General features: G+C 65.1%; 19 protein-coding genes and 1 pseudogene. 10 read left to right on the forward strand and 10 right to left on the reverse strand.

The window, feature by feature from the left end; genetic code table 11:
• Positions 1–92 precede the first annotated feature (92 nt).
• Both E2I15_RS20450 and E2I15_RS20455 read right to left on the reverse strand, forming a co-directional pair.
• Positions 93–1,328, reverse strand: coding sequence for an extensin-like domain-containing protein (locus E2I15_RS20450; RefSeq protein WP_137480553.1), 1,236 nt, complete (start codon positions 1,326–1,328; stop codon positions 93–95).
• 117 nt (positions 1,329–1,445) lie between these two features.
• Positions 1,446–5,066 (reverse strand): autotransporter outer membrane beta-barrel domain-containing protein, encoded by a 3,621-nt coding sequence (locus tag E2I15_RS20455; RefSeq protein WP_246668206.1) that lies wholly within the window; start codon positions 5,064–5,066, stop codon positions 1,446–1,448.
• Positions 5,067–5,611: 545 nt separating this feature from the next.
• Here E2I15_RS20455 and E2I15_RS39280 point away from each other — a divergent pair.
• The 6 genes and pseudogenes from E2I15_RS39280 to E2I15_RS20490 all read left to right on the forward strand — a co-directional run.
• A pseudogene (locus E2I15_RS39280) lies at positions 5,612–5,710 on the forward strand (DUF2147 domain-containing protein); the annotation flags it as partial.
• A 121-nt stretch (positions 5,711–5,831) separates the two neighbouring features.
• Positions 5,832–6,944 (forward strand): AraC family transcriptional regulator, encoded by a 1,113-nt coding sequence (locus E2I15_RS20470; protein WP_137480551.1) that lies wholly within the window; start codon positions 5,832–5,834, stop codon positions 6,942–6,944.
• An 86-nt stretch (positions 6,945–7,030) separates the two neighbouring features.
• Entirely contained in the window at positions 7,031–7,789 is a 759-nt protein-coding gene (locus E2I15_RS20475) for a F0F1 ATP synthase subunit A (RefSeq protein WP_137480549.1), read from the forward strand.
• Positions 7,790–7,845: 56 nt separating this feature from the next.
• Positions 7,846–8,460, forward strand: a complete 615-nt coding sequence (locus E2I15_RS20480; protein ID WP_137480548.1) for an inner membrane-spanning protein YciB — start codon at positions 7,846–7,848, stop codon at positions 8,458–8,460.
• Between the two features lie 18 nt (positions 8,461–8,478).
• A complete protein-coding gene (locus E2I15_RS20485) occupies positions 8,479–8,928 on the forward strand; it encodes a hypothetical protein (protein ID WP_137480628.1) in 450 nt (149 codons plus the stop codon).
• Between the two features lie 159 nt (positions 8,929–9,087).
• The gene (locus E2I15_RS20490; protein ID WP_422109860.1) at positions 9,088–10,572 is read left to right on the forward strand and encodes a FecR domain-containing protein; all 1,485 of its coding nucleotides are present in this window, start codon (positions 9,088–9,090) and stop codon (positions 10,570–10,572) included.
• Between the two features lie 92 nt (positions 10,573–10,664).
• On the opposite strand, the gene E2I15_RS20495 is transcribed toward E2I15_RS20490, so the two are convergent.
• The 3 genes from E2I15_RS20495 to E2I15_RS20505 all read right to left on the reverse strand — a co-directional run bounded on the left by E2I15_RS20495 (position 10,665) and on the right by E2I15_RS20505 (position 12,404).
• Positions 10,665–11,492, reverse strand: a complete 828-nt coding sequence (locus E2I15_RS20495) for a class I SAM-dependent methyltransferase (protein WP_246668204.1) — start codon at positions 11,490–11,492, stop codon at positions 10,665–10,667.
• 117 nt (positions 11,493–11,609) lie between these two features.
• On the reverse strand, positions 11,610–12,020 hold the full coding sequence (locus E2I15_RS20500) for a hypothetical protein (RefSeq protein ID WP_137480542.1): 411 nt from the start codon (positions 12,018–12,020) through the stop codon (positions 11,610–11,612).
• Between the two features lie 78 nt (positions 12,021–12,098).
• Positions 12,099–12,404, reverse strand: a complete 306-nt coding sequence (locus tag E2I15_RS20505; RefSeq protein ID WP_028332582.1) for a nickel-binding protein — start codon at positions 12,402–12,404, stop codon at positions 12,099–12,101.
• A gap of 166 nt (positions 12,405–12,570) precedes the next feature.
• Here E2I15_RS20505 and E2I15_RS20510 point away from each other — a divergent pair, with 166 nt between their 5' ends.
• On the forward strand, positions 12,571–14,385 hold the full coding sequence (locus E2I15_RS20510; protein WP_137480540.1) for a winged helix-turn-helix domain-containing protein: 1,815 nt from the start codon (positions 12,571–12,573) through the stop codon (positions 14,383–14,385).
• On the opposite strand, the gene E2I15_RS20515 is transcribed toward E2I15_RS20510, so the two are convergent.
• Entirely contained in the window at positions 14,386–15,168 is a 783-nt protein-coding gene (locus tag E2I15_RS20515; protein ID WP_137480539.1) for an NUDIX hydrolase, read from the reverse strand.
• Positions 15,169–15,304: 136 nt separating this feature from the next.
• Complete coding sequence (gene asd / locus E2I15_RS20520; protein WP_137480538.1) at positions 15,305–16,174, reverse strand: archaetidylserine decarboxylase; 870 nt, start codon at positions 16,172–16,174, stop codon at positions 15,305–15,307.
• A gap of 34 nt (positions 16,175–16,208) precedes the next feature.
• On the opposite strand from asd, the gene E2I15_RS20525 reads away from it, so the two are divergent.
• On the forward strand, positions 16,209–17,873 hold the full coding sequence (locus tag E2I15_RS20525; RefSeq protein WP_137480536.1) for an aminotransferase class III-fold pyridoxal phosphate-dependent enzyme: 1,665 nt from the start codon (positions 16,209–16,211) through the stop codon (positions 17,871–17,873).
• 201 nt (positions 17,874–18,074) lie between these two features.
• Here E2I15_RS20525 and E2I15_RS20535 read toward each other — a convergent pair whose 3' ends face one another.
• From E2I15_RS20535 to E2I15_RS20545, 3 genes are all read right to left on the reverse strand, one after another.
• Entirely contained in the window at positions 18,075–18,692 is a 618-nt protein-coding gene (locus E2I15_RS20535; RefSeq protein WP_016841638.1) for a hypothetical protein, read from the reverse strand.
• Positions 18,693–18,921: 229 nt separating this feature from the next.
• Positions 18,922–19,611 (reverse strand): class I SAM-dependent methyltransferase, encoded by a 690-nt coding sequence (locus E2I15_RS20540; protein WP_050629930.1) that lies wholly within the window; start codon positions 19,609–19,611, stop codon positions 18,922–18,924.
• A gap of 33 nt (positions 19,612–19,644) precedes the next feature.
• Complete coding sequence (locus E2I15_RS20545) at positions 19,645–20,700, reverse strand: glycosyltransferase family 4 protein (RefSeq protein ID WP_137480534.1); 1,056 nt, start codon at positions 20,698–20,700, stop codon at positions 19,645–19,647.
• 137 nt (positions 20,701–20,837) lie between these two features.
• Between E2I15_RS20545 and E2I15_RS20550 the strand changes: the two genes are divergently transcribed.
• Together E2I15_RS20550 and E2I15_RS20555 are read left to right on the forward strand one after the other, a co-directional pair.
• Positions 20,838–22,220, forward strand: coding sequence for a TAXI family TRAP transporter solute-binding subunit (locus tag E2I15_RS20550; protein ID WP_137480532.1), 1,383 nt, complete (start codon positions 20,838–20,840; stop codon positions 22,218–22,220).
• Positions 22,221–22,335: 115 nt separating this feature from the next.
• The gene (locus E2I15_RS20555) at positions 22,336–23,118 is read left to right on the forward strand and encodes a sulfite exporter TauE/SafE family protein (protein WP_137480530.1); all 783 of its coding nucleotides are present in this window, start codon (positions 22,336–22,338) and stop codon (positions 23,116–23,118) included.
• Positions 23,119–23,129 lie beyond the last annotated feature (11 nt).

Below are 23,129 nucleotides of genomic sequence, written 5' to 3' on the forward strand. Positions count from 1 at the left end.
CGGGTGCCGCCCGACTCAGCGAGCATATGCAACAAAAGTGGCTACCGTTTGCACGGTGTCACCCAGTAAAAATACGGGTATCAGACGCGTCCCTATTCGTCGGCGAATTCGTCTTCTTCGTTGACCCCCGCCTTACCCCGCGGGGCCGGCTTTCTGCCGCCGAGCGATCCTGTGACATAAGGTTCGCGCGTTGCATAGGGGTTACGGCCGCCGGCACGCGCCGCGACCTCCTCGCCGGAGACGGCGGCGGGCTGACAGATCAGGCGCCGGCTGGCCCGGCGCATCAGATCCACATGGATGTGGTCGTAGTGATAGACGTTGGACCCCGGCGCCAGCACCGTGGTGAATTGCTGGCAGGCGGCGGCCTGGACATCGCGCAGAAAGCCCTGCTCTTCCGGCAGGCCCTTCCAGCCATCCTTCACGGTAATGCGACGACCGTCAGCCAGCGTGAAGGCTGCGATGTCGAGCGCATTGCCGAAGGCGTGCTCGGAAATATGCGCGTGCGAATTGCCGTTCATGCCGCGGCAGGAATAGGCCGAGATCTGCTTGATCTCGACGACACGCGCGCCGAACCAGCGCTGCGCCGCCGGCTGCACGGAATCGGCGAGCCAGCGCTCGAGCACCGAGACAATCGGACACGCCAGCGTTGCCGCCGGCTTCACTGCGACCGGGCCGACCGTCACCACCGGATTGCCGCTCGAGGGACCGAGCCGCGGCGGCGGTGGCGCGCCGGGCGGCTGCTGGGAATACGGTGCCGGTGAATAGGGCGCGGCCGCGCTGTCGCGCTGCGGATTGGAGGGCAGGCCCGGATAATAAGGTCGCTCGCCCTTGGCGTCGGACGGACCGTCCGGCGGCAAATCGATCTCGTCCTGCTGCGGCGGAACGCCGGGCGCCGACAGCGAGACCGGCCCATTCTGACGGCTGCCATAGCTCGGCTCGTTGCCATAGCTCGGCTGGCCGACGGCCTGATTGGAATACGGTGCCTGCGCGGGCGACGGAGACGGCTGGCGGTTGATCGGCCAGCGCGGCTGGTTGCCGACTGACGCCGGCGGACGCAGGCTGTCGTCGGCAAATCCGTAAGCTGCACTGCCTTCACCCAGCGCGGCGACCTTGAGCGGGAACTCGGCGCCGCAGACGCCGGGGCCGGAGATCGGATCAATGCGGACGAGGTCGGCGCTTTCCTTGACCGCGCCCGACTTCAGGCATGCGGCCTCGGCCTCGGCCCGCCACGGTTCGCGCTCGGCAGTCTGAAACAGACCGCGACCGCAACCAGCAAGCGACACAAGGACAAGGGAGCCGACGAGATACAAACGAACTCCACGCGTCATGGCGCGGAGGTTCTGCGAATTTGATTAAAGACTCTTCAACGCATTTCGATGCGTTGTTTTCAGCTGTCCTTAACCATGCGGCGGAACCCGGCAGGCCAACGCGCGCCCTGATCGCCATCACCACGTGTAGCGAACGACACTCTTGCCGCCATAGGACGACGTGACGTCGGAGAACTCGCCTTCGAAGGTGAGCGCCGCCGACCAGCCGCTGGTCCAATTCATCGCCGCGCTCGCGGTGGTGAGCACCGCATCGCTCGCAGGCGCTGCGCCGTTGACCACGAAGGACGCGCCCGGCAGCGTCTGGAATGTCGCGGCAACACTGCGATCGGTGTTGTAGTCGTGCGCCCAGGCAAGTCGGCCGCGCAGGCTGAGAATGCCATCCTGCAACGCGATCGAGCGATCGCTGCGGACGCCAAGTTCGCTGCGCGTGGCGGTGACGGTCTTGGCGCCATAGGCCGTCGCGAACGCGCTCGATCCCGACAGCACCTGCTCGGCATAATCAGGCAGATCGTAGGTCGTGAACTGTCCGGCGGCATAGGGCGTCAACGCCAGCGACCACGACGTGATAAAGCGATAGCCGCCTTCGATCCGGCCCGACAGCGCATTGGCGTTGAACTGCGCGCGCAGCCGGTCGATGCCGGCGATCGTCACGGTGCGATCGGTGGTGACGTCCTGCCAGCCATAGGCGAGCGCACCCAACAGATAGGCCGGACCGACTCCATGACGGATGAAGGCGCCGGCCTGGAACAGGTCGGAGCGTCCGCCGCCGAGCGCATTGGCCACGCTGAAATTGGTGCCGCCGCCGGCGAGCGCAAAGCCGGCAATCGTGTCGGGCGAGATCCGGTAGTCGGCGCCGACGGCGACACCGAAAATGCGGCTCGTCGTCGAATTCGATCCGACGGCGGTGCCGCCATCGGTGCTCTGTCCGCCGCCGAAGCCCGCCGCCCAGACGCTCCAGCGCTGCTCGAACGTCTGCGGTGGCGGCGGCGCCTTGCGATAGATCGCGGCATAGATGTCGCGCGCGCCCTTCGCGCGCGACATGCCAGTCGATGCGTCGCTCATGGTGTCGCCGGCGAATTGCGACGCGCCGCCATTTGCAGACACGCCCCGCCCTTCGGTGAAGGGATCCGTCATGACGCCGAGGAACATGTTCATGGCATCGAACGTGGTCTGCTGCGAGCCGGTACCGAGTTCACCCGACGCCTGCGTCAGCCCGGCCGGAGTCAGCGCGCTGAATGCGGCGGGAACGCTGCCGGTGCTGTTGAACGAGTTGGTGATCGCATTGCCGACCGCGGCCTGATTGCCGCTGAACTTTCCGGTTGCGGCAAAATTCAGCGCCAGGTTGAGATAGACGTTGTTGGCGTCATAGCTCAGGCTGGAGATGAGGTTCGATGGCAAATTGCTGTTGACCGGCCCGGCAAAACGGCCGCTGACACCGCCGGCCGCGTTCAGGATGGTGTACTGCTTCCGGAACGTGCTGCCGGTGAAGGACGCGTTGACCGTGGCGCCGCCGAGCGTTGCCACGCCTGTCACATTGGTGCGATCGGACGCCGCGGCCGACACTTCGACCAGATAGGCCGATGCGGCGGTGAAGGTCAGGCTGCCCTGCACCGTCAGGGTGCCGATCGAGTTGCCCGGCGACAGCGTGCCGCCATTGACCAGGACATTGCCGACGCTGCCATTGCCGCCGAGCGTGCCGCCGGCATTGACCGTCACGGCATTGCCAAGCGAGCCGTTGACCAACAGCGTCGCGCCGGAGCCGATGGTGGCGCCGTTCTGGTAGTTCTGCGCGTCGGTCACGGTCCAGACGCCGCCCTGCACGTTGAGCAACTCGAAATTGATCACATTTGAGAGCGTGCCCGAGCCCGGCCCGAACAGATTGAGCGTATCGGTGCCGACGCCGCCATCGATCCGGCCGGTGATGGAGGAGCTGCCATAGAGATTGAGCGTGTCGTCGCCGCCTTCCATGCTGATCGCGCGGCCGGTATTGCCGATGATGGTGCCGTAGTTGGACAGCACGTCGGCGCCCTCGCCGGTCTGGATCGCCGCGCCGTCGCCGCGGATGAAGCGGGTCGCGCCGGTGCCGGTATAGGTCACGCCGTTCAGCGTACCGACCGAGCCGGTATCGGGCGTGCCGTTCTGCAGCAGCGTGACGCCGTTGGGATCGGGAATCGTGCCGTTGCCGATGATGGTGCCGTAGTTGACGATCCTGTCGTTGTCGACGGCGGCATTGCCGGTCTTGTTCTCGGAACGGATCGCATAGCTGTTGTTGCCCACGATGGTGGCGCCGGCGTAGTTGATCAGGTCGAGCGCCGCCGATCCGCTGCGCGAATGGTCCGGATTTGAATCGTTGTTGACGACGATGGCCGCCGCGGCTCCGTTGATGGTGCCGTAGTTGCGGACGGTGCCGCCGCCGATCGCAAGGCCTTCGCTGTTGTTGAAGCGGCCGCCGTCGTCGGCGCCGGTCGCGCCGGTGCCCTGGACGATGCCGTAATTGGTCAGCGTCAGGACATTGTCGATATCGATGCCGTCGCCATCGCTGCGCGTCGACACGCCGTCGATCGCCCCGGTGATGGTGCCGTAATTGGTGACGATGGCGTTGCCGCCGCCGACACCCGCACCGTTGCGGCCGATGATGGTTGCGCCGGCAAAATTGTTGACCGTGATGGTGCCGGCGTCGCCCGCGGTGCCGTTCTTGGCACCCGAGATCAGGCCGCCGGCATAATTGTTGACGGTGCCGTTGTGGCCGCCCTGAAGATCGATCGCATCGGCGCTGGGCCGGCCGGTTGCGGGATCGATCGTGCCATTGGCGATGATTTGGCCGTAATTGTCGATGGTGAAGTTTTCGCCGGGACGGATCGCATCCGCATTGGCCGCGGTGATCAGGCCGGTCGCGCGATTGGTGATGTGGACGCTCGCGGCGGTCGAGGTGAGATTGTCGAAGTCGATCGCCTGGCCGGTCGCCGATTTGATGGTGCCGGCATTGTCGACCGAGAATCTGGCCGCGGTCGTGCTGTTGCTGCCCGACGCGCCGTTGATCTGGATGGCGTCGTCCGCCGACTGGATCGTCGCGCCCGCACTGTTGACGACCGACAGCGAGATCACGTTGTTGAGATTGGTGGTGGCGCGGATCGCGCGAGACCCGGCCGTATTGGTCGCGTCGATCAGGCCGGAATTGGTAATCGTGGTGGTGCCGCCGCCGATCCGCATCACGTCGCTGCCTGATGACCTGATGGTGCCGCCGCTCCGGTTGGTGATCGAGAACACGTTGGTGTTCGACGTCGCGTTGACGAAGTCGAAGACGCGGCCGTTGCCCGTCGACTGGACGGTGCCGGCATTGTCGACGGTGACCGAACCGCTGCTCAGGCCGCCATTGATCCGAAATGCATCGTTGGATGCCGTGAAGACCGCGCCGGCATTGTTGATCAGCGTGAGATTGCCGCTGATGGCGCTGCTCGAGGTGTCGATGCCGCGCGACGTCGCCGAGATGGTGCCGTTGTTGGTGATGACGACGCCGGGCGATGACAGGCCGGTGATCCAGGTGATCGCGGTGCCCGTCACCGACAGGCTACTGCCGGCGGCGACGGCGCCGGTGTCATTGTTGGAGACGGTCTGCGCCGTCGTGCTGTTCGGAGGAGTGCTGAAGCTTGCGGCCAGCGCCGGACAGGAGAACCCCAAGGAAGTCGCAGAAATAGCCCGCGCAAGCCGGCTTGCGCGGCTCAGAAACTCGGATTTCACGTAACGCCCCCAAGTACGTTACCGGGGGTGAGCCCCGGTCATTCCGGCGGCAATCTGGGTATGCTTTGTGACAGGCGCACAACAATTGGCGGCGTAGCCTTGCGGCGCAACGACACAGGCTCACGATGCGCGCGGCAGAAGCGACAGCAACCGACATACATCCGAACGGTACCGTTATCCGGCGCCTGGAGCCGGTACCCGCCGTTGAATATATTTGCGGCGCGTCAACGCCTTGATTCGGCGGCTATTTGAGCCGTGCATCGCAATGCGGCATTGCCGCGAATAGCGGGCCTGACAACAAGACTGACTTTTTCGGCCTGGAACCCCTTGCTAACTTTGACGTTAATGCGGGCAGCGTTGTGAACGAGGGAGTTTCCCCAATGGATTTCGCGAGTCCTCTGCTGAGCAAGCTGAGCATTGTGGCCGCGTACATCGCGTTAGCCTTCGTCGGCGCCATTATTCTCGGCGTGTTCTAGAATATTCGACCAGGCATGAGTTCAGTGCCCGGCGGCTGCCCCGCCGGGCGCTTTACTTTTTGCGTTCGCTCCGGCCGCAACTACGACTCGACGATCGCGATGAGGGGCTCGCATGCGATGCGCGCGCAGGGCCGCGCCTTCGGTGGCGTGTTCTGCAGCGGCCAGACTGCCGCCGCACGGAGACAGCGGATATCAGGTTTGCCCGCCCGACAGTCCGCTTCATGTGGATCGCCGGGCGCGCTATAAGACAGCTGTGTCGAGGGTGATTTGAACGCGCGAGCGGCTTGCGATGGCGATGACGGCTCTTGAACTCGGGCTGCGCGGCGCGGTGGTCGCGCTGTTCCTGGTGGCTTGCGCAGTGCTGCTGCTGCGCTACGCGGCGGTGCATCGCGCCGCGTATCTCGGCGCCGCGATGGGCGTCGCGGGCGCAGCCTACGCGATTTCGACCGCGCCGTTCTTTCCCGCATCGTCATTCGGCTGGAGCTCTCCGTTCGTCGCCTTTGCCATGGGCTCGCCGGTGATTTTCTGGCTATGGGCGCGCGCGATGTTCGACGAGCGGTTTACCCTGCGGCCCTGGCATGCGGCCGCCTGGACGCTGCTCGCCGTCCTTGGCGTTGTGAGCCACAATTGCTGGACGATCTGGCCCGATCTCGCCCAGACCTGCGGCCGCGCGCTGGCGCTGGCGACGATCGCATTCGCCGGGCTCGGGATCGCGCAAATTGTGAAGGGTTGGCGCATCGCCGTGACCACGGCGCGGGGCCGGATCCTCATCGCACTGGTGATCGGGATCGGCCTCCAGATGAACGTTGCGGCGCTGGCAGGGCTGGCGGCAATTCCGCCCCGCTCCATCGGCTTCAGCGGCGCACTCGGCCTTGGTGCATTCGCGCTGCTGTCGATCTGGACGATGCTGTTCGATCCGCCCGAGGGCCAGCCGGCGGTTGCCGGCGCGGGCTCCGGTGGTCCGGCCGGCGGCCGGGGATCCGGATCATTCGAAACCGACGGCCCAACGCCTAAGGACCGCGCGTCGCTCAATCGCCTCAACCAACTGATGACGACCGAGCGCGCGTATCGGCAGGAGGGGCTGACCATCGGCGTGCTGGCGGTCAGGCTCGGCATGCCGGAATACCGCTTGCGCACCCTGATCAACGACGGGCTCGGCCACCGCAACTTCAATGCCTTCCTCAACCGCTATCGACTTGACGAGGCCAAGGCGGCGCTCGCCGATGCCAGCCAGGCCGAGGTGCCGGTGCTGACGATCGCGCTCGAGGCCGGATTCCAGTCGTTGGCGCCGTTCAACCGCGCCTTCAAGGCCGACACCGGGCTGACGCCGAGCGAGTTTCGCCGACGGGCGGCGGGCGGGCAAAACCCGGACGATCAGGCGGAAATCGCCCGTCCAAACTGAAAATTCGCTCCTCGATTTCAGAATTCGATAGGCCTGCGGCCGCCGGGTTTGGGCAATCTATCCCGGCCTTGCCGCTCGAGAGCAAAATGGCCATCGACCCCATCCATCAATTCAAGATCGAACCGCTTTTCACAATCGGCCGCATCGGCGATCACGCGATCGCCTTTACCAACTCGTCGCTCTACATGTTCCTGACGGTCGCGCTGATCGCCGTCCTGATGATCGGGGGCGTGGCAGGACGACGACTGGTCCCCGGGCGGCTCCAGTCGGTCGCCGAAATCTCCTACGAGTTCGTCGCCCGCATGGTCCACGACAATGCCGGCTCGGAGGGCATGAAGTTCTTCCCGCTGATCTTTTCGCTGTTTTCGTTCATCTGCGTTTCGAACCTCGTCGGCATCGTCCCCTACGCGTTCACGATTTCCAGCCACATCATCGTCACAGCGGCGCTGGCATTGTTGGTCTGGTTCACGGTGCTGACATACGGCCTGTACAGGAATGGTTTGAAGTTCTTCATGATATTCGTGCCGTCCAGTATCCCGATCTACATCATGCCGTTGGTCGTGTTTATCGAGGTCCTTTCGTTCTTCTTTGTGAAGCCGGTCTCACACAGCCTGCGTCTGTTCGCCAACATGCTCGCCGGCCACATTGCCTTGAAGGTGTTCGCGGGCTTTGTCGCGATGCTCGGCATCTCGCTCGGCACCGTCGGCTGGATCGGCGGTGTATTCCCGCTGGTGCTCACTGTCGCACTCACCGTCCTCGAATTGCTCGTCGCATTCCTGCAGGCCTACGTCTTTGCGATGCTCGCCTGCATCTATCTCAGAGACGCGATCCACCCGGGCCATTGACATCAGGCCCTCTTGGACTTCGGATCGTTCAATCATAAGGATGGGGTCCCAAATATATGAAGCACTTCCTCACCGCGGCAAGGCTATTGGCCCTCGACCTCGCCTCGACGCTTGTGTTTCTGGTTCTGTTCCTGCTGACGCACAACACCGCGCTCGCGGTCGGCCTCGGCGTCGCATTCGGCGTCGTGCAGATCGGCGTCCAGATCGTGCGCGGCAAGCGGATCGACACCATGGAGTGGCTCAGCCTGTTCCTGGTCGTCGCCGCCGGCACCGCCACGTTGCTGACCCATGACCCGCGCTTCGTGCTGTTCAAGCCGAGCGTGATCTACGCTATCGTCGGCATCGTGATGCTCAAACCCGGCTGGCTCAACCGCTACCTGCCCGGGATCGCGCAGAAAGTCGTGCCCGACGTCGCCGTCAGGGTCGGCTATGCTTGGGCCGCCCTGATGTTCGTCTCCGCCGGTGTGAACGCCTTCGTCGCGCTGACCTGCGAGATCACGACATGGGCCGTCGTGATGCCGATCTTCGGCATCGTGAGCAAGATCGTGGTGTTCCTCGGCGGCTTTGCCGCGCTCCGCCTCACCGCGAGGCGCCGCATCCGCGCCATGCCGGAGGCCCAGCGCGAAGCCGTGCTCGCGCTCGAAGGTGCACCGGTGCCCGCGGCGCCGTAACCCCCGATCGGAGTGCGGTTGACGAAACAAACGGCCCGCGCAACGAAACCATTTTGCCCTGGCGATGAAGAATTCCCGAAACCAAGCCTGCCTAGTGATGGCTTCGACAACGCGCTGCTTCGGCGCGATCACAAGGGGGACATGATGGCTTTCACCGCTTCCGCGCTTCGTCACGGCAAACTGCTGGCGGCGACCGTGTTCACGCTCGGTCTGCTGACCTCGGCGTCCTTTGCCTACACCGACGAGCAGCAGCAGATGTGCACCAGCGACGCCATGCGGCTGTGCGGCTCGGAAATCCCCGATGTCGATCGCGTCACCGCCTGCATGATCCGCCAGCGCGCGCTGCTCAGCGACGGCTGCAAGGCGGTGTTCCACTACGTGCCACCGGCGGCCGCGCAACCCGCGAGTTATGCGCCCGCGGCCAAGTCGGCGAAACCGCTCAATATCACTCCTCACAAGCGTGGCTAAGCAAAACCCCAGCAGCGACCAGGCACCGCGCTTCCGGTAACGGAGCGCGGTGCTTGATCGTTTCGGTCCGCCATGACAACAAGGCCGGACCGTTCATCCGGCATTCAGCCTGACGCGGCTCAATTGCCGTGCCCACTGCCTCCCCGGGAATCGATGGTGATGCGCCGCAGCTTTCTCTTTGCGCTTCTGCTTGGCGCCGGCGTCACGATCGGTTGGCAACCAACGGCCAATGCCGCGACGGACTTGACGCAGTTCGCACAGGCGCCCGCCCCGGCGCCGAGTCCGACGCCGGCTACGCCTGCTCCCGCAACACCCGCGCCTGCAGCGCCGGCGCCGGCCGCCAATGCGCAGCCCGCGGCACCCGAGCCGATCGGCAACGTGGCGACACTGACAGGAACCGCGACCGTCACGCGCAACAACACCGCGACGCCGCTGCAGATCCGCGACGACATCTTTGCCAATGACGAGGTCGCGACATCAGCGACCTCCTCGCTCGGCATCACCTTCAACGACGGCACCACCTTCAACCTGCGCGCCAATGCCAGGATCACAATCGACAATTATGTCTATGAGGACGGCGGCCAGCAGAACAGCGCGCTATTCAACGTCACCAAGGGAACGGCGGCCTTCGTCGCCGCCGCGGTCGCCAAGACCGGCGACATGAAGATCTCGACCCCGACCGCGACGCTCGGCATCCGCGGCACCACCGGCCTCGTCGAGGTGCCCGAAGGCGCCACCGCGACCAGCAGGAATGTCGGCATCAAGCTCTATCCCGACGCCGACGGACATGTCGGCCGCATCGAGGTCAACGACCGCAGCGGCGCTTCGCTCGGCGTGCTGACGCGCGGCGCGAGCGGCTTTGCGATTCGTCCGGGCACCGGCGGCGCCCGCTTCGCAGCGGTGCCGCTGACGATCTCGCCGCAGCAGATCACGCGCGACCAGGGCTTTGTGCGCCAGGTCCATAGCGCGCAGACGCTCGGCCGTCAGGTCGTGACCGAACAGCGCGACTTCCGCCGCGCCAATCCCGACTTCCGCAGGGCGAATCCGGCCGCGCCCTATCCGAACCGCGGCCAGCCGGTGCAGCCGAACCCGCAGCGGCAGAACGGATTGCCGGGCCAGAACCGCAACGCCCCGCAGCAGCCGGGTCAGCAGAACCGTCCCGGCCAGCAACCGGGCACGCCTGGCCGGCAAGGCTCGCAGCAGCCCGGCACGCAGCAGCAAGGCGGCGCACAGCATGCGCTGCCCGGCCAACCCGGCGGCGCGACGCTGCCGCGCGCGCCCGGCGTCCAGACCCCGGCTGGACAACAGCCCGCGCGCCAAGGCGGTGCGACGCAACCCGGCGGACAACAATCGCCGGCACGGCAAGGCGGCCTGCAGCCCGGCCGCACACAGGCGCCGGGCGGCGTGCGCCAGCCAGGACCACCAGCGGCCCAGCCGGGTCAGTCGGGCGCGCCGCGACAAGGCACCGCACAGCCTGTGCCGCAGGCGCCCGGCCAGATGCGACCCGGCGTCCAGCAGGCCGCACCGGGCGCGCGTCCGGGCATGCAACGGCCCGCCGTGCAGGCGCGTCCAGGCTTCCAGCAACGGCGCGCGCCGCCTCCGCCGCGCGGTGCGAAGCCTCCGCCCAGGGACAAGCGTCAGTAACCGAGCGATCGCATCAATGTCGATCAAACATGCGAATGGCGCCGGCGAGAACGCCGGCGCCACGCGCAGATCGACCAAAGGCGAGCGGCAGATCAGCCCCGCCTGGTGATCACAGCCTCCAGATACTCACCCGGGATCACCAGCGTGCCGTCCCTGGCGATATTGAACTGGTCCATCAGGCCGAACATGTCGGCGGCGAGCAATTGCTGCTTGACCGGATCGATCGCGCCGAACGCCTTCAGCACCGGACCGTAATAGGTGCGAAAGATCTCGAGGAAATGCTCGCGCGACCTGTAACGGAAATTGAAGTGCCTGCGCTTGGCATCAAGCGTCGCCTGCGCGCCGAACAAGGTGCCGAGATGCGCCTCGGTGCCCCACAGTGCGGGAGATTTCACCCCCGGCGCCGGCGGCACATATTTGCCGATGGTCTTGAACACCTGGCCGATGAACCCTTCCGGCGTCCAGCTCGCAAGTCCGATCTTGCCGCCGATGCGGCAGACGCGGCGCAATTCATTCGCCGCCTGCTGCTGGTCGGCGGTGAACATGACACCGAAGGTCGACAGCACGACGTCGAAGCTCGCGTCGGCAAACGGCAGCTTCTCCGCGTCCGCTTCCTGGAATGTGACGGGCAGACGCTCCGCGGCCGCCCGCTCGCGGCCGCGCTCGAGCAACGCTGCGACGTAGTCGGTCGAGACCACGTCGGCAAAGCGCCGCGCCGCGGCCAGCGTCGCATTGCCGTTGCCGGCGGCGACGTCGAGCACCATTTGATTGCTGCGCAGGTCGACCGCCTCGCAGAGCATCTCGCCGACGATCTGGAGCGTGGTGCCGACGATCGCGTAGTCGCCCGAACTCCAGATGGCTTGCTGGCGCGCCTTGACGGCGGCGAGATCGACAGTCGGCATTTCGGTCTGAACATTCATGTGCATCTCCTTTGAAAATGTGATGCGGCTCGTGGCGAGGCCGCCGGCTTCGCCGAAAGTCCGCGAGTTGCGCCAAAACGGCGTCGAGCAGTGCAATGACTTCAAATGTCCTGCGCGCTACGTGCGGCGGTCGATCAGGACCGGGATGGTCGATGCGGCGACGATGCTCCAGTCCGAGCGATGCCTGCAGCCGTGGCTGTTACGCTGAGTCGAGGCCTCCTGCTGCGCCGGAGCTGCACGATGCTCCCGAGCGACAGGCTCCTCCGCTCTGGTGAACACGGGTGAGGACAAACCCGCGATCACCAGCCCGAGCAGTGCGCTTCGGCCGACCGGCCGCGAGCAGCGGTTGCCGGCGCCCTTCGACTGACGGCCGCCGGACTCGCGCGGCATCAGGCGACTGGCCTGCCGCTCGCGACGTGCGAGCATGCCTGCGACCGATTGATTGACGATCCGGCGGATACGCAAAAGCAGGAAGGAAAAATGCCTTCGTACCGGACTTGAAATGGATTCCATGAATAAAATCGACATAATCGTTTCCTTGATCGAAGTGTGATGGCGCCCCGGATCAGGTTTGGCCGGGATCCGCCATGCGACGCCGCGCAGGCGTCATTCGGCTGCAATGGGCGGTTGGACCGGATCACCACGCACCACCACGGTTGCCGCGACCTTGTAGAATTCCTCGCCCGGCATGCCGACGCAGCGCGCATGCTCCCGGATCGAGTCACCGTCACGCGCCTCGTATATGCAGAATGTGCCGATGCGACCGTCCGCCTCATGCACCACATAGCTGCGGATCCAGCGGACGCGGTCCGGCATCTGCTCGTCGCCGATCCTGGCGGACGTTGCGCCGGCGAGTTCCAGCTCGCTCATGTTCGCCCAGGCGCTCGGACGGCGAATGACATAGAGTTCCATCGAAATCTCCTCGGTTGCGACTGTTGAACGGCAGGCTGCGCTCATGGCGAGCCATGATGAGCTATAGACGCCGTCGATGCCGACTGTCCTTACCGCGGACTGATCATTGCCTGATCTTTGTCTGATCTTTGCCTGAACCTTTTCCGCCGAACCCCAACTCATACACATGGCATTCTCATTCGGACTGTTCGAGCTTGATGAAGCTGGACGCGTGCTGCTGTGCGCGCGCCAAGAGGTCCCATTGCAGCCGCGCGTGTTCGATCTGCTGATCTATCTGGTTCGACACCGCGACCGGGTCATCTCCAAGGAAGAACTCCTCGAAGCCGTCTGGCCGGATGTGACGGTCACCGACAACTCGCTGCAGCGGGCGGTGAGTGCGTTGCGCGCCGCGCTCCGCAACGGCGGCATGGACGGCGCGATCCGAAATCTGCCGGGCAAAGGCTATCGCTTCTTCCTCGAGTCCGAGATCAGGCAGCCGGAACGCATTGACCCCAAGCAAGTCGATGGCACCGTCGGTGCAATCGGTGCAATCGGTCTCGCCCGACGCGCAGCGGCCGGACAATTGTGGTTGCAGGCAGCGACCCTGTTCGCGAGCGCGGATGAAAGCGGCCAGCTCGACGCTGAAGATTTCCACGATTGGGCGCTTGCCCTGCAGTGCCTCGGCAGAGCCACGGCAGCGATCCCGATTCTGGTTCGCGCGGTCGGCGCACGCAGCCAGGCCGGTGACGCGGCAGGCGCCACGGTCGACGCGATAGCGCTCTCGGCCTTGCATTTCGAAAGCGGCCAGGCCGCGATCGGAAAGGGCTGGCTCGCGCGGGCGGAGGATTGGGCTTCAACGCTCGACGATCCCCCGACGACGGCCCTGGTGTTGTGGATGAAGTCGAAACTGTCTGCGTTCGATGGCGAGCCGGAACAGGCACTCGCGTTGGCCGACGCTGCCTACACCGCCGTCAGATACAAGGACGCGATCAATATCGAAGCGCTGAGCCTGGCCTATCGCGGCTTCTATCGGCTGTGCCTCGGCGACACGCACGGAGGACTGGCCGATCAAGACCATGCCGCCGCAGTTGCCCTGTCCAGCAACAATCTGGACCCGATCATGGGCGGCAACCTCTACTGCAACATCCTCTGGGCAGCCCGGATGTTCGGAGATTGGGCACGCGCCGACCAGTGGACTCGGAGCTACCAGAACTTCTGCTCTGGCAGCGGCATGGAACTGACGGGCTCATGCCAGTTGCACCGCTCCGAGGTGCTTGGCATCAGAGGCTCGCTCGACGAAGCGCTGTCGCGCATTCAGGACGCGCTCGCGCGCCTGACCAGCGATGCGCCCTGGTCTCTGGGCGATGCCAACCGGGTGCTGGGCGACATTCAGGCGGCGATCGGCAATGACGACGCAGCGCTCGAAGCCTATGACAGGGCTTACACACTGGGCTGGTGCCCGGAACCGGGCCGCGCCATGCTGCTGCTCGCAAGAGGCGAAGCGGAAGCCGCCTATGCAAGCCTCGAGCGGAGTCTGATCGGCAAGACCTGGTGGACGCTGCAGCGGCGCGGAATCCTGCTCGCGCATCTGGCGCTGGTTGCCGCACACACGCATCGGACCGCCCGAGCGAAGGCATTGATCTGCGAACTTTCGGGAAGTCCGGATCGCTGGCCGATGCCCTCGATCCGTGCGCTCACCAACGAAGCGCAGGCGATCCTCGCGCTTTCCCGGCAGGATCATGAAACAGCCATGCGGCATCTCCATCTCGCTCGCCAGCTGTGGTCCAGCATCGAAGGGCGGGTTCAGATCGTGCGGCTGAGGCTTCAGATCTCCAGCCTCCAGCTGGAACATGGAGACGTTCGCGGCGCCATGGCCGAAGTTCATGCGGCACAGCTTCTGGCGCGTGACCTGGGTTCGCCCAAGCGGCTTGCCGAGTGTCTTGCCTTGCAGCGCGACATCGACGCCTGGCAGCCAACGGCACGCCGTCAGATGTGCGGATGATCACGCCGCGCGACGCAGCCAGTCGCGCACGCGTTCGATCAGATTCTTGCGCGGCGCGGGCTGAGGTGCCGCGCCGGCCGGCGGGACCTCGTGCACCAATGGCGGCGCTTGTTCAGGGATCACCGTCTCGGCAGCTGGATCTGGTGCGGCCGCCGGAACGTCTTGCGGCGCCATTGCCGGCGGATCGGGCTCGCCTTGCGCCAGCGGCGGCTGATCGATGGCCGACGTTTCCGCCGGCGCGGCCACATCGGCAACATCCGGCGCGTCGGCGACCTCCTGCTCGTCGACGACCTGTGGCACTGCGGCTTCGCGAATCCGCCGGCGCTCTGCGGCCACGGCTCTCGCCCGCGCGCGCCGCTCGCGCTCGGCATTCGCCGCTGTCTGCAACACGATCGGGCCGACATTTTCCAGGAAAGCGCGCTCATAGCCGCGCGACAGGCGGTCGAGCGCTGCATCGAGCGGCAGCCAGTCGACCTCCCTGATGTCGCTCATCAACTCGCGCACCGGCTTGCCGCCGGCATCCATGCGCCAGTAATGCACCACTTTTGAGCGCCCGCCTGAATCATAGACCAGCGTACCGAGGAATTCGTGCACCTCCACATCGTGGCCGGTCTCCTCCAGCACCTCGCGCTCGGCGGCGGCGCGCGCGGTCTCGCCATCATCGAGCTTGCCCTTCGGCAACACCCACTCATTGCGCTTGCGCAGGCGCACGACGGCAAAGCGCGGCGGGCTCTCCCGCCGCAGCACAATGCCTCCCGCCGCCAGAACAGGCGTCCGCGCCATCTCGTGTCCTAAAGGTTTGCGATTTAGGATCGTCGCACGACGATCGCAGTCATTCTAAAGCATGATCCAGAAAAGTGGAAACCAGTTTTCCGGGCAGAACTTGCTCAAACAATGACACGCGAAGAAAAACGCGAGATCAAATCACTGGTTTTCGCAACAGCGGCTCGCCGCATTTGATCCGCGTTCCCTCCGCGACATTGTCGCAGAATTCGAAATTGCCGGGCGCGAGCACGATAATCGTCGAGCCGTGCTCGAACCAGCCGAGTTCGTCGCCCTTCTTCACATGCGCGTCACAGGGAAAATCCACCGGGCCCCGCGATTGCGCGTTCAGCGTGATGTCGAGGAAATGCAGGCGGAGGCTCGCCACCAGGATGGCGGCGACCGGAACCAGCGTCAGTGCTTCGCCGGTTGGAAGCTTCGCGCGCAGCACCGCGCGCTCGTTCTTGCAGAACAGCCGCTCGATCCGCTTCAGCGCGATCGGATTGACGTTCCAGACATCGCCATGAATGAACGTCACCTTGTCGATGGCAAGATCGTAGGGCGCGTGGAAACGGTGATACATGCTCGAGGTCAGCCGCAGCGTGACGAAGCGGCCGTTCCGGTGCTGCTCCAGCAGCGCGGGATCGCCGACCAGATCGAGCAGTGAATAGGGCGCGCCCTTGACCTGGAACAATTGCCCGTCCTCGATCCGCCCATGCGCGCCGATGATCGCATCCGACGGGCTCGCGATGATGGCGGGATCGGCTGCGGCCGGACGCAGGCCGGGCTTGAGCTCGCGGGTGAAGCAATCGTGCAGGCTCCTGAACTCCGTCTTCTTGGCCTCCGACAGATCGAGGTCGGAGAACAGCTTCCAGCAGGCGATCGAGGCGTCGCGCACCAGGGGGTTCTCGACCTTCGAGAACCAGCCCATGAAGCGGGTCAGCGCGGCCCGCGGAATCCGGTTGGTTAGCAGGAAATTGAGGTCTTCCTGCTGGGTGAATGCCGAGATCAGGCCCTTGACTGTCATGAATCTGTTAGGTGCTGAGGCTAGCGCTTCTGTCATGGAAACATCCCTTCCGATTCTCTCGCTGTCCGCCGCCGCGCTTGCCGGCGCCGCCGCAGCTTTCCCCAAAATTCAGGCCCGCATCGCGCTGTCGCGTGCCAAGCACCGCTCGCTGACCGGACATTCCAAGATGTCCAAGATGGTCGCGCGGATGGTCCCGCACTACGAATTCGACATCGACGACTTCTTCCGCTCCGACGGCGCGCCGAAGGACGTCGCGATGCAGCGCCAGGACGGGTTCTTCCGCCTCGCCGGCCTCTACGGGGATCGCTACCCCAAGGGCCGCGCGCTGACCGCCGAGGTGACGGAGCGCATCTCCGACCTGCAGTTCACCGAAACCTACCGCGTGCCGTTCCAGTACAGCCGCCTGGTGCGCGAACATCTCGGCACCTCGGCCTTCGTCGAGGCCTCCAGCGGCGTTACCGTCACCGACGTCGACGGCAATGTGTTCTACGACCTGACCGGCTCCTACGGCGTCAACATCTTCGGCAACGACTTCTACAAGGAGTGCATCGCCGAGGGTGAGAAGCGCGCCCACGCGCTCGGCCCCGTGCTCGGCCCCTATCACCCGGTCATTGTCGACAACGTCAAGCGGCTCTGCGAGCTGTCCGGCCTCGACGAGGTCTCGTTCCACATGTCCGGCACCGAGGCCGTGATGCAGGCGGTGCGGCTCGCGCGCTACCACACCAAGCGCAAGCGCCTCGTGCGCTTCGCCGGCGCCTATCACGGCTGGTGGGGCGACGTGCAGCCCGGCGTCGGCAACCCGGTGTCGCCGCACGAGACCTTCACGCTCGCCGACATGTCGGAGAAGACGCTGCACGTGCTGCGAACGCGCAACGACATCGCCTGTGTGCTGGTCAACCCGCTGCAGGCGCTGCATCCGAATTCCAACGCGCCCGGCGATTCCGCGCTGGTCGACTCCTCGCGTTCCTCCAAATACGACCGCGCCGCCTACACCGAATGGCTGAAGAAGCTGCGCGAAGTCTGCACCGAGCGCGGCATCGTCCTGATCTTCGACGAGGTGTTCGTCGGCTTCCGCCTCGCCGCCGGCGGCGCCCAGGAATATTTCGGCGTCAAGGCCGACATGGCGACCTACGGCAAGAGCCTGGCCGGCGGGCTTCCGGTCGGCGTGGTGTGCGGCCGCAAGGACCTGATGCGCCGCTTCCGCGACGACCGTCCGGCCGACATCTGCTTTGCCCGCGGCACCTTCAACTCGCATCCCTATGTGATGACGGCGATGGACGAGTTCCTGAGCCGGCTCGCCAGTCCGAACTTCCGCTCGATCTACAACGGGCTGGACGAGACCTGGAACGGCCGCGCCAGGGCGCTCAACGAGCGGCTCAAAGCCGCGGGCCTTCCGGTTCGCGTCGGCAACATCTCGTCGATCTGGACCGTCTATTACACCGAGCCGTCCCGCTACAACTGGATGCTGCAATACTATCTGCGGGCCGAGGGACTGGCGCTGAGCTGGGTCGGCACCGGCCGCCTGATCTTCACCCTCAACTACACTGACGCCGACTTCGCCGAGGTCAGCGACCGCTTCGTCGCGGCGGCCGAGAAGATGAAGCGCGACGGCTGGTGGTGGCATAAGCCCGGCCTCACCAACAAGAACATCAAGCGCCAGATCCTGAAGGAGATGGTCGCCGTGAGGTTCGGCCGCTGAGGGCTGGCGCTGCTCTCGCACTCCGTCTTCCGTCCCTGCCATTATAAACACCGTCATTCCGCGATGGTCCGAAGGACCAGACCCGGAATCTCGAGATTCCGGGTTCGATGCTGCGCATCGTCCCGGAATGACGATGCTCAACACGTAGATGCCCGGGACAAGCCCGGGCATGACGCAGTTTGAAGACGCTGGGAGCAACGATCAGGCGTGCTTGACGTGCTTCTCGAGACCCGGATCGATCAGTTCGCCCTTCATCAGGAACAGCGGCGCCTTGTGATAGAGCTTCAGGTCGTTGAAGGGGTCGGTGATGATCTTGGTCATCCAGACGAGGCCGGTCTCGACATCGCGGATGAAGAACAAATGGATGGTGCGGAACAGGAGGCCGCCGACGCCAACCACGAGCCAGATCTTGGCCACCTGGCGGGTGAAGTCGCCCATCGTGACCCAGGGCTTGAACAGGCCGAACAGGGTCGGATCGAAGTACAGCACCATCGGCGACAGCGCCCAGATCGCCATCAGCACGACCTTGCGCTGCAGATTGTAGCCGACCTTGATGTCTTCCTTGTGCTCGTGGGTCGCCTGATTGACGTGGTCGTAACCCTTCGGCTCGAAGAAGAAATGACCGGCCTGGCGCGAGGTCATCGAGACCAGCCAGCCGACCAGTGCCGATACGACCGGATCGAAGAACAGCATCACATAAGCGAACAGGAAGCTCAGCGCGCTGACGAAGTGTAGGCTCTGGTTGATCCGGCTGTGATGGTAGAAGCGATGGTCATCCCAGCGCTGGGTACGCAGCTCTTGCAGGAAATTCTTGATCATTGGTTCCCCCAACATCTTTCGGGACAGGATTTACAGAGATTCGATGTATCGCGTGTGACATCATCATAATGACATATGACAATGCGGAGCGACGCCTTGACGCAACCGGAGCAGGGTTTTGCCTCATCCCGACGAAGTCTGCGGGGATAAGGCGAAGGAGACCGTAGCCTCCCGGTTCGGGATGCGCTGTGCGCTACCTCAGCCGGGAGGAACGGCGGGCTGGGCCGCCTCAGGCGGCTTTGGCAACGTCCGCCTTGCGGAAGCGGACCAGCGAGAAGTGGCCGAGCGGCGGAATCAGGCGGCGCTCCGCGAGCTCCATGCCGCGTGCGCCCGCGAGCCATTTGGTGTAGCGCGACCAGGCGAATTCGGCGGTCCGGAACCCGAGCGGGCGCACCACCGGCTGCAGCTTCTGCTCGATGAAGCGGCGGACGCCGGCATCTGCGCTGACGCGGGTCAGGATGATCAGTTCGCCGCCCGGACGCACCACGCGGGCGAACTCGTCGAGCGCGGCTTCCGGGTTCGGCACCGCCGACAGCACATACTGCGCCATCACGACGTCGAACGAATTGTCGGGAAATTCGAGCTTCTCGGCGTCCATCACCGCGAGGCCCTCGACATTCTTCAGACCCTGCTCGGTGACCCGCTTCTTGGCCTTCTCCAGCATCGCTTCCGAGATGTCGGTGCCGAAGATGCGGACGTTCTGGCTGTAGAGCGGCAGCGAGATGCCGGTGCCGACGCCGACTTCCAGCACCCGGCCGCCGATCTTGTTGGTGGCCTGGATCGCGGCCTGCCGGCCCTTGCTGAACACACCGCCAAACACGAGGTCGTAGATCGGCGCCCAGCGATCATAGGCCTGCTCGACCGTCTCGCGGTCGAAGTCCATGGAACGGTCGGCACCCAGCTTGATGATTTCAGCCATAGATCGTCTCTCGTCTCTCGTTCGATTGAGCTGTTAATTCGGAACCGCACTGCGGCCGGCAACGCGGCGGGCGGGCCGCGGCGCGCGGCTCGGATGCAGCGTGGCCAGATTGCCGATGAACTGACGCGCACTGTTTTCCCAGGAACGCTCCAATGCAAAATTGCGGCAGTCGGCGCGCGACATCGTCAGCGCGCGCAGGCAGGCGCTGCGCAGGTCTTTGTCGATCGCGCCGATCGGATGGTTGGCAATGACATCCTTCGGGCCGGTGACCGGGAATGCCGCGACCGGCGTGCCGCAGGCCAGCGCCTCGAGCTGCACGACGCCGAAGGTGTCGGTCAGACTCGGGAACACGAAGACGTCGGCGGCGGCGAGGTGCGAGGTCAAATCCTGCCCCTTCTTTTCGCCGAGGAAAATCGCGTCGGGATATCTCTGTTCCAATGCCGCCCTTTGCGGGCCGTCGCCGACCACGACCTTGGAGCCTGGCAGGTCCAGCGACAGGAAGGCGTCGAGGTTCTTCTCCACCGCGACGCGGCCCATGGTCATGAAGATCGGCCGCGGCAGATCGAGCACCGCCGGCTGGTCCGGATTGAAGATTCTGGTGTCGACGCCGCGGGTCCAGAAACCAAGCCTGCGGAAGCCGCGCTCGGCGAGCTCGGTGCGCAGCGAGTCGGTCGCGACCATCGTCATCGACCCGGCGGCATGGAAGTGGCGTAGCACCGCATAGCCGACGCTGTCGGGAATGCCGGTGCGCACCGAAACATATTCCGGGAAGCGCGTTGTATAGGATGTGGTGAAGGCGAGCTTGTTGCGCCGGCAATAGCCGCGCACCGCCCAGCCGATCGGCCCTTCGGTCGCGATGTGGATCGCCTCGGGCGCAGCCTCCTCGATCCGGCGCGCGATCTCGCGGCGGTTCGGCAGCGCCACGCGCAGGCCCGGATAGGTCGGCACACCGACCGAGCGAAAACCGTCGGGAGTGAGGAATTCGATCTCGGCGCCGAGGGTCGCTGCGCTGCGCGCAAGCGACGTCAGCGTCCGGACCACGCCGTTGACTTGCGGATGCCAAGCATCGGTCGCGACGAGAATGCGCATTGCAGGAGATCCAAATCGTTAATTCGATTCTGCTCGCACGACGTTCTGACATGGATGTTTCAAACGTATGACGTCATCGAAATGTTAGGTTCTTTTTCACGGCAAACGGCCGGTTTTTCGTGTAACATGACAACCAGATGTCAGAGCAGACTGAAAATTCCGGCACCGCGCGCCGCAGAATCAGACGGCAAAACTCGTCGCTCTTGATCCTTGCGGCCGGCATGCTCGTGTTCGGACTGGCCGCAGGCGCGCTCTATTACGCGCTGCGTCCGGTGACGCTCTCGATCGCGGTCGGCCCGACCGGCAGCGAAGACGTCAAGCTGATCCAGGGCTTCGCCCAGGCTTTTGCACACGATGGCAGTTCGGTGCGGCTGAAGCCGGTGACGACGCAGGGCTCCGCCGAGAGCATCGCACTGTTCGGCGCGAACAAGGTCGACCTCGCGGTGGCGCGCGGCGATCTCGATCTGCCGTCGAGCGCCGAATCGGTTGCGATCCTGCGCAAGAATGTCGTCGTGCTGTGGGCGCCCTCGGGCGGCAAGGGCAAGCGGCGGTCCGCAAAGATCAAGAGCATCGACGACCTCGCCGGGCACAAGGTCGGCGTGATCGGCAGCACCCCGGCCAATGTCACGCTGCTGCGCGTGATCCTGACCGAGTCCGGCGTCAATCCCGACAAGGTCACGATCAGCCAGTTCGCCGTCAACAAGATCGCCGACCTCGCGCGCGATCCCTCGCTCGACGCCTACATGGCCGTCGGCCCGCTCGACAGCAAGGTGACCTCGGAAGCGATCGCGGCCACGGCGGCCGCGCGCGGCGAGCCGGTATTCCTCCCGGTCGATGTCTCGGACGCGATTGCCCAGAAGCATCCGCGCTACGAGTCCGAGGAGATTGCCGGCAGCATCTTCTCGTCGTCCCCGGCGCGGCCCGAGGACAAGGTCGAGACCGTCAGCGTCAATCACCTCATCATCGCGCAGCATGCGCTGAATGATGCGATCGTCGGTGCGCTCGACCGGCAGCTGTTCACGCTGCGCCTACAGGTCGCGCGTGACGTGCCAGCGGCGGCCAAGATCGAGAAGCCGGATACCGACAAGGATGCCGCGCTGCCGGCGCATACGGGCGCGGCCGCTTATATCGACGGTACCGAGCGCACCTTCCTCGAGAAATACTCCGATTATATCTGGGCCGGCATCCTGCTGCTCTCCGGCCTCGGCTCGGCCGGCGCCTGGCTGCGCCACTACATGAAGCGCGACGAGCGCGAGCACTATATCACCCATCGCGACAATCTGCTGGCGCTGATCTCGCGGGTGCGCGGCGCCGAGACGGCGGAACAGCTCGCGGCCATGCAGGGCGATGCGGATGCCCTGTTGCGCGAGGCGCTCGACTGCTACGACGACGGCGCGATCGAGGAAGGCGACCTCTCGGTGATCGGGCTGACGCTCGAGCAATTTCACCACGCCGTCTCCGACCGCCGCACCGTGATCAACGGTGACAAGCCGGGCCTGCCGCGGATGCGCGCCGGCTAGGCCGCGTGCACGCCGAATTGCACCGAGAGCAATGTGCACCGAGAGCAATGTTTCGATTGCGCGTGCAGGCGCGCGTGGCCATGTTGAGTACGACCACAACGCTTCGCACGACACCATGATCACGTCCATCGTCGCTGACCTGCCCGGGCCTTTCCTGCTCGCGGTTGCCTTCGCCGGCGTCTTCCTGATCGCCTTCATGAAGGGCGCGTTCGGCGGCGGCTTTGCCATCGTCGGCATCCCGCTGCTGTCGCTGGCGATGGACCCAATCGCGGCAGGCGCGCTGCTGGCGCCGTTGTTCGTCGTCATGGACATTGCCGCGCTGCGGTTCTGGCGCCCGAACACGTGGTCGCGCATCGACCTCGCGATGCTGCTGCCGGCGCTCGTCGTCGGCATCGGCCTCGGCTATTTCGTGCTGCGCGATCTCGACCGGCATGCCGTCGAGATCGTGATGGGCGTGGTGACGCTGGTGTTCGCCGCGCTGTGGTTTCTCGGCGGCGGCGAGATCAAGCCGCGTCCGCGCTCGGCGTTCAAGGCGACGTTCGCCGGCCTGTCCTCCGGCGTCACCACGATGGTGGCGCATTCGGGCGGGCCGCCGCTTGCGATCTATCTGCTGCCGCTCGGCATGCCGAAGGCGCTCTACGCCGGCACCACCAGCCTGTTCTTCACGGTCGGCAACCTCTTGAAGGCAGGCCCGTGGCTCGTGCTGGCCGCGCCGTCGCGCAGCCTGTGGATGCTGATGGCGCTTTGCGTGCCGGCGGTGCCGGTCGGCGTCTGGGCCGGATGGCGGCTGCATGAACGTCTCGACCAGCGCGCGTTGTACCGTGCCTGCTACGCCATTCTGGTCATCACTGCGGCCAAGCTGCTGTGGGACGGATTGGCCGGATATCTCAGCTCCTGAACAGCGAAAGC

This window comes from Bradyrhizobium sp. BR2003, from assembly GCF_009720285.1.
Classification (GTDB): domain Bacteria; phylum Pseudomonadota; class Alphaproteobacteria; order Rhizobiales; family Xanthobacteraceae; genus Bradyrhizobium; species Bradyrhizobium elkanii.